Origin of the sequence: Micromonospora endophytica (assembly GCF_003236305.1) — a bacterium.
GTDB lineage: Bacteria > Actinomycetota > Actinomycetes > Mycobacteriales > Micromonosporaceae > Micromonospora > Micromonospora endophytica.
In genome coordinates this window covers 1-9,535 of sequence record NZ_POTX01000228.1, presented here as the reverse complement: position 1 = coordinate 9,535, position 9,535 = coordinate 1, and the positions used below count along the sequence as shown (strand labels likewise).

Below are 9,535 nucleotides of genomic sequence, written 5' to 3'. Positions count from 1 at the left end.
GCGGGGGACCGTCGTGGTGGCCTGCCCGGATGGCGACGGAGGCCCGGCGGAGGAGGCGCTGCGGGTGATCGGCGAGTACGGCGACCGGTTGCGGGGCTGCCGGCTCACCGTCCTGGTGCTGGCCGACGGTGCCCCGGACCTGCCCACACGGCTCGGCGCGGCCGAGGCCGAACTGCCGCCCGAGGTGACCGTACACCTGATGCCCGGCCCGCCGAGCCGGCTGCCGGTGGCGTTGCGCGCGGCCGGCGCCGCCGGGGCGCCGATGCTGTCCTACCTGGAAGGGGCGGACGCCGCGGACCCGGTGGCGCTCTCCGCCGCCGCGACCGGGCGGCCCGCCGAGGCGTTGCTCTTCGCTGCTGCCGGCACACCCCTGCGGGCGGCACTCGGCGACGCCGGATTTCCACTGTCGACAGCTGTCGAGCTGGCCGACGCCGGCAGGCGAATCGGGTTCGGCACCGGCTCGGACCGCAGCCTCGAGGCGCTGAAGGAGGAGCTGTGGGCAACCGGGCTCCGCATGGTCGGCCCGCACGGCGAGCCGCTGGCACCCGCGCCGGAGGTGGATCCGGAGCCGTTGGCAGGCGTCCTGCTGGCCGAGCTGGTGCGGCACGGTCCGCGTACGGTCACCGAGCTGCGCCGGTACGCCGTCACCGCCACCGCCTACCGGGCCGTGGACGCGCTACGGGCGATGACCACGCTGCTCGACACGGCCCGGGTGAGCCGCGCACCGGAGCAGGGCCGGCTCGGCGGCGACGTGCTGCTCACTGCCGCTGGACCAGCTGCTTGACCACCAGCGACACGCCTGTGGCGATCACCCCGATGCTGAACACCATCTGCACGATGACCAGCACCCGGGCGAGTTGCCCCTGGGCGTGCACGTCGCCGTACCCGACGGTGGTGAGCGTGGCCACCGCGAAATAGAGCGCGTCGATCCGGGTGCCCAGGGCGACGAACTGGGTCGGGGCGGCCCGCGCCACCACGTAGTCGGCCAAGGCGAAGGCGAGCAGACCGGCGACCAGGACCACCGCCAGGTGGGTGAGTGCACGGGACTCGCCGCTGCTGCCGGCGGCGAGCTGCCGACGCACCTGACCGGTCACCAGCCAGGCGACGGCGCCCGTCAGCAGCAGGGTGAGGGAGATGCGTACGCCCATCCGCACCGCGTTGGGGTCGGCCTCCACCGGCACGACGAAGTAGGCAACCACGAGCAGTACGCAGGACAGCCAGGCCCGGCGAAGCTCCTGCCGGCGGCCCGTGTTCCGTTTCATGCGTAGATTGTCCGGTTATCAGCCGGTCTCTGGTGAGGCGTTTCCGCACCCGGGCGGACAATGCGCGGTGATCCGGGTACGCCACCGTCCGATGCGGGCCGGGCTCGTGTTCGCCGGACACCTCAGCGGGGTGCCGATGAGAACCGGCACCCCGCTGAAGCTCGGGACTCACGCCCCGGACTTGTCCTGCTTCCAGTGCAGCGGCCCCGGCAGATCGACCCGGTGCGCCTTGGCCCGCGAGTTCCAGGACCACCGGCCGAGCTTGATGCTCCAGGACGAGAAGCCATTCTGCGTGAAGTGCAGGATCAGCGGCCCGAACTTCTTGCGCTTTCGCAACATCACACCCATTGTGGGCCTCCCTTCGTCGCGGTCCCTTGGTCGTGGCACCTGCGCGCATCGAAGATGCCCCAGCCGTCGATCTGTCAAACCCCACTCGTCCGCAGTGGACGTCGTCCTGGGCGAATCCAGCGCGTCCACGGCCCCGTAAATCCTACTCAGGAGATAGGTGTAGCCTGGATCGGGCGTCGCCTGGAGAGGAACCCTCATGTCTCACCTGAACTCGCGACACCCTCGTGGTGCTGCGCCGACGTCCACTGCGGGCCAGCTCCGCCCGGTGACCAGCAGCGCACCGGCATGACCGCGGCCAACCTGCGTGACGACCTGCTCACGCTGGACCAGGCCGGGCAGGACCTGCTCTTCCGGGCCGCCCGCACGGCCAACACCTTCACCGACGAGCCGGTCACCGACGAGCAGATCGCCGCGATCCACGACCTGATGCGGTACGGCCCGACCGCCTACAACGGGCAACCGTTACGCCTGCTGCTGGTCCGCTCACCGCAGGCCCGTGACCGGTTGCTGCCGTACCTGTCCAGCAGCAACCGGGCGAAGACCGCCGTCGCGCCGCTGGTGGTCGTCGCCGCCGCCGATCTGGATTACCACGAGCGGCTGCCCGAGCTGTACCCACACCGCCCGCAGGCCCGCGACTGGCTGGCCGCCGACGAGGACGCGCGGGCCGCGCAGGCGCGCTTCAACGCCGCCCTTCAGATCGGCTACCTGCTGGTCGGCATACGTGCCGCCGGACTGGCCGCCGGACCCATGGCCGGCTTCGACCCGGCCGGCGTGACCAGGGAGTTCTTCCCAGACGGCCGGCACGAGGCACTACTGGTGATCAACATCGGCCGGCCGGGCCCACAAGCGTGGCAGGACCGCCTACCCCGCCTGGGCACCGACGACGTGCTGCGCACCATCTGACCGATACCCGCCCCACCCCCGCCGTGCTCGCCTGGCGCTGCCGTGCTCGCCTGGCGCTGCCGTGCTCGCCTGGCGCTGCCGTGCTCGGTGGCGAGTGTTAACAGGGGGCCCTTCCTCTACACGAGGCGTTAGCAGGGGACCCCTCCTTAACGGGGTTCCCAGGCGTCGGGAAGGGTGGTCAGCCGCCGGACGTGGGCCGGTAGCCGTCCGTTGACCACGTCGGCCAGGCTCACCTCGTCGACCACCCGACGCAGCGAGGCGCGCACCGCGACCCAGAAGCCGGGCAGGTGCTGCGCCACCCCCTCGTACGTGGTCTCCTCCGGGCGCAGACCGCGTACGCCGGCAAGCGGGCCCTCCACCGCGCGCAGCACCGCGCCGATGGTCACCTCCCGTGGCGGTTGGGCCAGCATGTAGCCGCCTTCGGCGCCCCGTTGGGCCCGGACGAGGCCGGCCCGACGCAGGTCGGCCAGCACCGCCTCGAGGAACTTACGCGGCATGTCCTGTTCCGCGGAGATGGTCTGGGTGGACAGCAGTGCCGGGTACGCGGCGGCGAGGCTCAGCGCCGCCCGCACCGCGTAGTCGCCACGCGCGGAGATCTGCACCCTGCCATCATGCCCGCCCGGCCCCAGCCAGGGCGTCGCCGGGCCGACGTCGGCCCTCCGGCCGCTCAGGCGGGGCTGACATGTCGACCTGTCGACGTGCCGGCGGGTGGGCGGGCCACTCAGCTGCCGGCGGCCTCGGCGGGTGGCCGGGGGCGCACCAGCGGACCCGGCCCGGGCTGCTCACGGGCCGCCCGGAAGGCACCGGGGCTGACCCCGATCTCGCGGGTGAAGAACCGGCCGAAGTTGGTCGGCTCGGTGAAACCGAGTTGCCTGCCGATCCGGGCGATCGGCTCGTCGGTGGCGGCCAGCAGTCGGCTGGCCTGGAGCGCGACCCGCTCGTCAAGCACCTGCTTGGCGCTGCGCCCGGTCACCGCCAGGCAGGCCCGGGTCAGCGTACGCACCGAGCAGCCCAGCCGGTCGGCGTAGTCCTCGACCCGCCGGGTGTGCTGGTAGCCGAGTTCCACCTCGCGGTGGAACCGCTGGAAGGTCAGCTCCTCCGGGCGCGCCGCACGGCGGGCTCGCGGCGGCAGCGTGCTCAACCGCAGCAGCAGTACGGTCAGCTGGTGACGCAGCAGACTGCGGCCGACCGGGGTGTCCCGGTGCCGGCGCGAGTCCACGGTCAACTGGCTCACCTCGTTGATGACGGCGTCCTCGTCCTCGCCGGCCAGTTGGACCCGGGGCGGGACGTCGGCCACGTTGACGTCCAGCCCGGCCAGCGCCTCGGGGCGCCAGCGGACCACCGTGGCGGCCAGGTGCGGGGGCGTGCACCGCAGCACCTGGCCGGTGCGTACCCGCAGTAACGTGCCGGGCCGGCAGGGCAGGGCGCGGAAATCGACTTCGGCATGGCCGTGGCCGCCGGTGGCCAGCACGATCAGCTCTCGATCCAGCAACACCTGGCGGCGCCACCCCGCGTCGGGGGCGAGGCTGGCCAGCGTGGCCGTGTCGATCTCCACGGAACCGGAGACAGCGTCGGGCAGGGCTGGGGCGAGGTGACCGGAAGGGACCATCAGCTGCGACGTTAGCCCGCAGCCGGGGCGAACGCATCTCATCCCGCCCCGTGCCGCACACCTCGTCACCTGCTGATGGGCTTGTCCGGGTTGTCGGCGGGCCGATAGGTTACCGATCGGTAGTGAGCTGTCGTCGTGGTGGTGCCGAGCGGTGGGCGCCGGCCACCCGACCATCGGCGGCACACCAATCGGCTCGCGAGGAGTGGGGCATGACGGATCTGTTCTCGGTCGACGGCAAGACCGTGCTGGTCACGGGCGGCTCGCGGGGCATCGGGTTGATGATCGCCCGAGGCTTCGTCGCGGCCGGCGCCCGCGTGATCATCTCGTCCCGCAGCGCGGAGGCGTGCGAGGCGGTGGCGGAGGAACTCTCCGCCGCGGGGAGGTGCGAGGCGATCCCCGCCGACCTGGGCCGGGACGAGGGCGTGCAGGGATTGGCTGCCACCGTCCGGGACCGGGTCGGCCACCTGGACGTACTCGTCAACAACGCGGGTGCCACCTGGGGCGCACCGCTTGAGGACTATCCGGAGAGCGCGTTCGACAAGCTCTGGGCGCTGAACGTCAAGGCGGTCTTCCGGCTCACCGCCGCGCTGCTGCCCGCGCTGCGGGCCGCCGCCGGTCCGGACGATCCGGCGCGCGTGATCAACATCGGCTCCGTCGACGGCATCCGGGTCCCGGCCATGGAGGTGTACGCGTACTCGGCCACCAAGGCGGCGGTGCACATGCTGACCCGCAACCTGGCGCACCAGCTGGCCGGCGAGCGGATCACCGTCAACGCGATCGCACCCGGGCCGTTCGAGAGCAAGATGATGGCCTTCGCGTTGAACGACCCGGGCACCCGGGCGGCCATCGAGTCCCAGGTGCCACTCGGCCGGATCGGTCGACCGGAGGACATGGCCGGCACCGCGATCTACCTGGCCTCCCGCGCCGGCGCCTACCTCACCGGCGCGGTGATCCCGGTCGACGGCGGCCTCACCACCCACGGCTGACCTGTCCCGGCGGGGGCAGACCGGGGCCGCGCGGAGTCGGCAGCTCCCGCGCGGCCCTCGTGTCGTTGCTGGTCAGCGACCGGCGAGCAGCCGGTTCACCGCCGTGTCGACGTCCAGGTGCTCGGCCTCCCGGCCGCGCGGGACGACGACGTAGGTACGGCGCAGGAAGCGCACCAACACGCTGCGCGGCACCTCGAACAGGGCGTTACCGTCGGGTGACGACAGCGCCAGGGCGACGAAGTCCCCACGCGGCGTCGCCCAGGGCCAGACCCGCACGTCGCCGATGCCTGCCGGTTCGTCGAGCCCGGTGACCAGCAGCTCGCGGGCGAACGACCAGCTGACCGCCTCGCCGCCGGCCGATTCAGCATGGAACAGGACATGTACCGCATACGGGTCAGCAGGGTCGTAGCGCAGACTGGCGCGCACCGGCAAGGCGGTGGCGTCAGGTGCGACGAGCCTTAGTGACGTCTCGACCTCTACGGTCGTCGGTCGGATGACACTCATGAACGTTCTCCCCCCGGCACCGCTGCGGAACGCGCGTGTCCCGCTTTTCCCATACTCAGCCGCTACTCCTGGCTACGCTCCGCCATGCGCTGACTTCACCCAGTGGTGGGAAGGGGGTCCGAAAGGCCGCGTGAATGTGAAAATTCATGTAGGATTTCCGGTTCTGCCCAGTGCGAAGATCCGGCCCGGCATCGGGTGGCTCAGTCGTCGACTTACTCCGGTAACGTCCAGTCGGCCGTCACAGTGACGGGCGAGCGTCACACTGGGGTGGAAAAGGTCGGTAGGTGTTCCTCAGTGGACCTCATGGCGGCACGGATCCCGTCGAACGTCGTGGTCCGTGTAGCCGAATAGCGGGGGGTACGGGGTGCAAGGGAAGCAGGGCGGCCAGCGGCCACGTTCCGTAGCCGAACGCGGCCCCAACGGTGACGGCCAGGCCGGCCGCAACGGGCGTCGTTACGCCGGTGGGAATAGCCCCGCCGGACGGGGTAAGTCCTCGGTGCGGCGAACAGGTCCGGTCGAGGCGAACGGTGGGTCGGTCGAGGTGAACGGCGGTGCGGAACGCGAGGGGAGTGGTGCCGCCGGGTCCGCGCGGCGCGAGCCGTCGCGCTGGCGGCGACGAATATCCACCACCCTCGCACTCATCCGGGCCAATCCCACTGGCCGGGTCGCGCTCAAGATCATCTTTGGCGCGTTGGGTGCCATCGTGGTCTGTGTCGGCATCGTGCTCATCCCACTGCCCGGCCCCGGCTGGCTGATCGTCATCGCCGGCCTCGGCATCTGGGCGGTGGAGTTCCACTGGGCAAAACGACTGCTCGCCTTCACTCGCCGCCACGTCTACGGCTGGGCCGCCTGGGTGAAGAGGCAGTCACTAGGAGTGAGATTCGTACTCGGCTCGGTAGGCATCGTCTTCGTCGGCGCCGTCGCCCTCTTCTCGATCAAGCACAGCCTCGGCATCGACGTCATCGCCGGGGTGCTCCACTACTTCGCGACGCACTGACCCCGGGTTCGCGGTCCGGTCGCACGATCGGGTAGAGTCATCCGCGCTGAGGGCGATTAGCTCAGCGGGAGAGCGCTTCGTTCACACCGAAGAGGTCACTGGTTCGATCCCAGTATCGCCCACGCACTTCAAAGGCCACCTTCCATCGATGAAGGTGGCTTTTTTTGGCTGCCCGTACAGCAGCGAAGTGCAGCAGTTCGCCATCGCGTCAGGGATTCGCCGAGGCGTTTGAGGGCGTCCCTGGTCGCCTGCGACGAAACCTGGGTGTAGATCTCCATCGTCACGGAGAAGCGGGCGGCGCAGATGTCGGGCAGGGGTAGGGGCAGGGTGGCGTCGGACGCCTGGGTCTTGGTGTCGCGGCGCAGGAGCTTTCCGCGTACGCGTTGCAGTTGCCGGCCGATGGTCAGCTCCCCGGCGTCGAGGTCGACGTCCGCCAGGTGAGGCCGAGCGCTTCGCCTTTGCGTAGGCCGGTGACGAGGACCAGGGCGTACGCGGCGTAGATGATCCGGATATCGCTGACCGTGCGCGTCAACGGGACCGCCTGGCAGCACCGGAGTCTCGGGACCTTGGGTGATGTGCCGCCAACCTATGCCGCCGGGAACGTTGTCGTGCGCTGCACCTGGCCGCATGGTGTCTATGCCAGCGCTAGCGGTGTTGGTCGACCCGCAAAAGATCAGTGATGGTGAATCCCGGTAGCTCAAGCTCAGCCGCCGACGTGACTTGGAACGTCCCACCCAACGCTTCCGGCGTCCATCCAGTGATGAGCCCGTAACGGACAAGAACACGGACGTCCGCAGCTGTCGGAAATGGGCACGTCTCCCCACTGCCGTGGACGTCGGTCTCGACGTACTGATCGCCGGAGGCGACGGTGGGTGCTGAGTAGGGCTTCTCGGTCAGATCGACCTGTAGAGCGCGACCGTTCTTTCCCGCACCCCATACGCGGATCCTGATGCAGCGGTGCAGACGACCGTCGGGGCCAGAGACGCACCGGATGTCGGCCTTCCAGGTGAACTCCCGGCCGTCGATGTGTAGCTTGCGTAGCCTCGACCTCATCCGCCCATGTTTCCAGCCAGGCGATCACCGCAGCGCCTTGAACCCGATGGCTGGCTGCACCTCGACCGCTGAGACAGCGGCCAGCGACTCAACGCGCGGAGTGTCACGCAGGTCCCGAGACCCGACAGACCGGCTGCCGGCTGGTATGGGAGGCCACGCAACACGCCCGGCGGCTGGCGCGAAAAGCAGGAAGCCCGGTGCCGCCGGACACGGGTAGTCCAGAGTGTGGTGGGGGTTCGCCGCCGGCAGCCGGCCGCGCCGTGTCAACGGCGGATTAGATCACCGCCGGTCACTGTTCCACGGTAAACAGCGAGGGCGTCAACAAGGGGCCATACTTCGACCAGGCTGTCGTCGATGCGATGAACGCCGCCAACGCTGATTGGTAAGTTGAACCGATGAGCATGCGGCCACCACTTCCACTGGCCGCCTGGCTGCTGGCTGTGGTGGCCGCACTGAGCGCCTGCGACTCCGCGGCCGATCCCGGCAGCGACACGTCAGGCGTCCGAGCGCCGACCGGACCGACACGGCTTGAGGCGTTGCCGCCCCGGACCGACCTCATCGACGCGCAGGTTGTTCAGTGGCGCTCTTGGCGCAGTGTCGACGATCGGACCCTCGAGGTCACCGTGACGGCCGGACCCGCCGACTGTTACGGCGCCGACCCGGAAGTGACAGAGAGTGAAACGGCGGTGCGCTTGCGGATCCGCGTCGGACTGCTACCCGAGGCGGCCGGCAAGGAGTGCCCAGCAATCGCCAAGGAGTCGGTGGTCCCGGTGCGACTCACCTCCGCTCTGGGCAACCGCACGGTGGAACCTCTGAGCTGACGCCAGCTCGGCAGGCGACCAGCCGTCGCCTGCCGAGCTGTACCACACGTCACGCAGCTCGGTTCGGCTCGATGTGCAAGTGCGACAACCCCAACCTGAAGGCCGCGACCAATACTCCGAGCGGCTCGACGCAGGTCAGGCCACGGCCATTCGAAGTTCCGCTTCAACGTCTGACCGGCTGAAACTACACCGTCGCGGATCCGGCGGTCAGTCGTCGACGTCGTACTCGGACTCCTCGACGAGACCTGCCACGAAGGTTTCGAAATCGGGAGCGAGGACAGTGATCTGGTGGTTCCGCTCCTGGTCGACGTGTACGACGGCCGGCTCACCGGGCGAGCGGTAGTCGAGGGCGATCATGTCATGACCCGCCGACGGGCAGTCGGCGATGTAGATGCCGATGGCGGGGTAGCCCCATTCGGCTACCCAGAACGCGCTGCCGAACTCGCCGCAGAGGCTGAAGTCAGCAGTTCGACCGATCGCCGCGAGTGTGTACACGCCAACGTGGTCCCCAGCCCATGAGGTTCGGCTGGGTGCAGGGTGGGCGTCACGGGCGAACGCACCGCCGTTGTGTCGACGAGCCAGTTCCACGTACGCGGCAGGCAGCTGGTATCCAAGCTGGGCTTCCACCGCCCGTAGAGTCTCGTCGGTGAGCGGATCCTCTAATGGACCGGATCCGTCGAAGACGGCTACGGGATCGAGCACGGGTCGACGGTAGTTGGTTGGAGCCAGTCCCGGGGCGCCGGTGTCCCTGTTGCTGTCGACAGCAACGGTGGCAGCAACAGGGCCGAACAGGGCGAGCCAGAGCCCAGCCGACGGCGGATCAACGCTCGATGTCAGAGACGCGTCCGGACGCGCCCGGACGGAGCGCCCAGAACTTACAAACGAGAGGTCGGCGTGCTGACAGGACCAGGAGTCGCCGGCGTGTTGGCCTTCCCCCTGAGATGTGGACACCCTGAGACTGGATGTTGGTCCAGAGGAAGGGGTGTCCCCGTTGGGGCGTCCATCGAAGTACACGGAAGAGTTTCAGCGTGACGCGGTTGACCTGGTTCACT

11 protein-coding genes, 1 tRNA gene and 1 pseudogene are annotated in these 9,535 nt (G+C 69.6%); 6 read left to right on the top strand and 7 right to left on the bottom strand.

All coding sequences use genetic code 11. The annotated features are described in order from the left end of the window. On the top strand, positions 1-784 hold a 784-nt coding region (locus C1I93_RS24670), incomplete at its 5' end, for a hypothetical protein (protein ID WP_111245673.1). Here the strand turns inward: C1I93_RS24670 and C1I93_RS24665 are convergent. Next, complete coding sequence (locus C1I93_RS24665; RefSeq protein WP_111245671.1) at positions 759-1,262, bottom strand: potassium channel family protein; 504 nt, start codon at positions 1,260-1,262, stop codon at positions 759-761. The genes C1I93_RS24670 and C1I93_RS24665 overlap by 26 nt on opposite strands. A gap of 168 nt (positions 1,263-1,430) precedes the next feature. Next, positions 1,431-1,610 (bottom strand): DUF4236 domain-containing protein, encoded by a 180-nt coding sequence (locus C1I93_RS24660; protein WP_111245670.1) that lies wholly within the window; start codon positions 1,608-1,610, stop codon positions 1,431-1,433. A gap of 285 nt (positions 1,611-1,895) precedes the next feature. Here C1I93_RS24660 and C1I93_RS24655 point away from each other — a divergent pair, with 285 nt between their 5' ends. Further along, positions 1,896-2,513, top strand: a complete 618-nt coding sequence (locus tag C1I93_RS24655; RefSeq protein ID WP_111245669.1) for a malonic semialdehyde reductase — start codon at positions 1,896-1,898, stop codon at positions 2,511-2,513. Positions 2,514-2,659: 146 nt separating this feature from the next. Here C1I93_RS24655 and C1I93_RS24650 read toward each other — a convergent pair whose 3' ends face one another. Both C1I93_RS24650 and C1I93_RS24645 read right to left on the bottom strand, forming a co-directional pair. Continuing rightward, positions 2,660-3,115, bottom strand: coding sequence for an RrF2 family transcriptional regulator (locus C1I93_RS24650; protein WP_111245668.1), 456 nt, complete (start codon positions 3,113-3,115; stop codon positions 2,660-2,662). 119 nt (positions 3,116-3,234) lie between these two features. Next, positions 3,235-4,122: a helix-turn-helix transcriptional regulator gene (locus C1I93_RS24645; protein WP_111245667.1), complete on the bottom strand. Its 888-nt coding sequence runs from the start codon at positions 4,120-4,122 to the stop codon at positions 3,235-3,237. A 209-nt stretch (positions 4,123-4,331) separates the two neighbouring features. Here C1I93_RS24645 and C1I93_RS24640 point away from each other — a divergent pair, with 209 nt between their 5' ends. Then, entirely contained in the window at positions 4,332-5,108 is a 777-nt protein-coding gene (locus C1I93_RS24640; protein WP_111245666.1) for a glucose 1-dehydrogenase, read from the top strand. A gap of 72 nt (positions 5,109-5,180) precedes the next feature. Here C1I93_RS24640 and C1I93_RS24635 read toward each other — a convergent pair whose 3' ends face one another. Beyond that, positions 5,181-5,612: an SsgA family sporulation/cell division regulator gene (locus C1I93_RS24635; protein ID WP_007457244.1), complete on the bottom strand. Its 432-nt coding sequence runs from the start codon at positions 5,610-5,612 to the stop codon at positions 5,181-5,183. A 541-nt stretch (positions 5,613-6,153) separates the two neighbouring features. Here C1I93_RS24635 and C1I93_RS24630 point away from each other — a divergent pair. Further along, positions 6,154-6,609: a TIGR02611 family protein gene (locus tag C1I93_RS24630; RefSeq protein WP_420811795.1), complete on the top strand. Its 456-nt coding sequence runs from the start codon at positions 6,154-6,156 to the stop codon at positions 6,607-6,609. A gap of 50 nt (positions 6,610-6,659) precedes the next feature. After that, positions 6,660-6,731, top strand: a tRNA-Val gene (locus tag C1I93_RS24625). Between the two features lie 87 nt (positions 6,732-6,818). On the opposite strand, the pseudogene C1I93_RS32065 reads toward C1I93_RS24625, so the two are convergent. Continuing rightward, positions 6,819-7,162, bottom strand: a pseudogene (locus C1I93_RS32065) (site-specific integrase); the annotation flags it as partial. An 895-nt stretch (positions 7,163-8,057) separates the two neighbouring features. Between C1I93_RS32065 and C1I93_RS24615 the strand changes: the two are divergent. Then, positions 8,058-8,483 (top strand): hypothetical protein, encoded by a 426-nt coding sequence (locus C1I93_RS24615; protein ID WP_223256699.1) that lies wholly within the window; start codon positions 8,058-8,060, stop codon positions 8,481-8,483. Between the two features lie 207 nt (positions 8,484-8,690). Here C1I93_RS24615 and C1I93_RS24610 read toward each other — a convergent pair whose 3' ends face one another. Then, positions 8,691-9,185: an SMI1/KNR4 family protein gene (locus C1I93_RS24610; protein WP_111245663.1), complete on the bottom strand. Its 495-nt coding sequence runs from the start codon at positions 9,183-9,185 to the stop codon at positions 8,691-8,693. Positions 9,186-9,535 lie beyond the last annotated feature (350 nt).

Coding starts and splice junctions, on each gene's coding strand:
- C1I93_RS24665 (WP_111245671.1), bottom strand. CDS start 1,262: ATGAAACGGAACACGGGCCGCCGGCAGGAGCTTCGCCGGGCCTGGCTG.
- C1I93_RS24660 (WP_111245670.1), bottom strand. CDS start 1,610: ATGGGTGTGATGTTGCGAAAGCGCAAGAAGTTCGGGCCGCTGATCCTG.
- C1I93_RS24655 (WP_111245669.1), top strand. CDS start 1,896: ATGACCGCGGCCAACCTGCGTGACGACCTGCTCACGCTGGACCAGGCC.
- C1I93_RS24645 (WP_111245667.1), bottom strand. CDS start 4,122: ATGGTCCCTTCCGGTCACCTCGCCCCAGCCCTGCCCGACGCTGTCTCC.
- C1I93_RS24640 (WP_111245666.1), top strand. CDS start 4,332: ATGACGGATCTGTTCTCGGTCGACGGCAAGACCGTGCTGGTCACGGGC.
- C1I93_RS24635 (WP_007457244.1), bottom strand. CDS start 5,612: ATGAGTGTCATCCGACCGACGACCGTAGAGGTCGAGACGTCACTAAGG.
- C1I93_RS24615 (WP_223256699.1), top strand. CDS start 8,058: ATGAGCATGCGGCCACCACTTCCACTGGCCGCCTGGCTGCTGGCTGTG.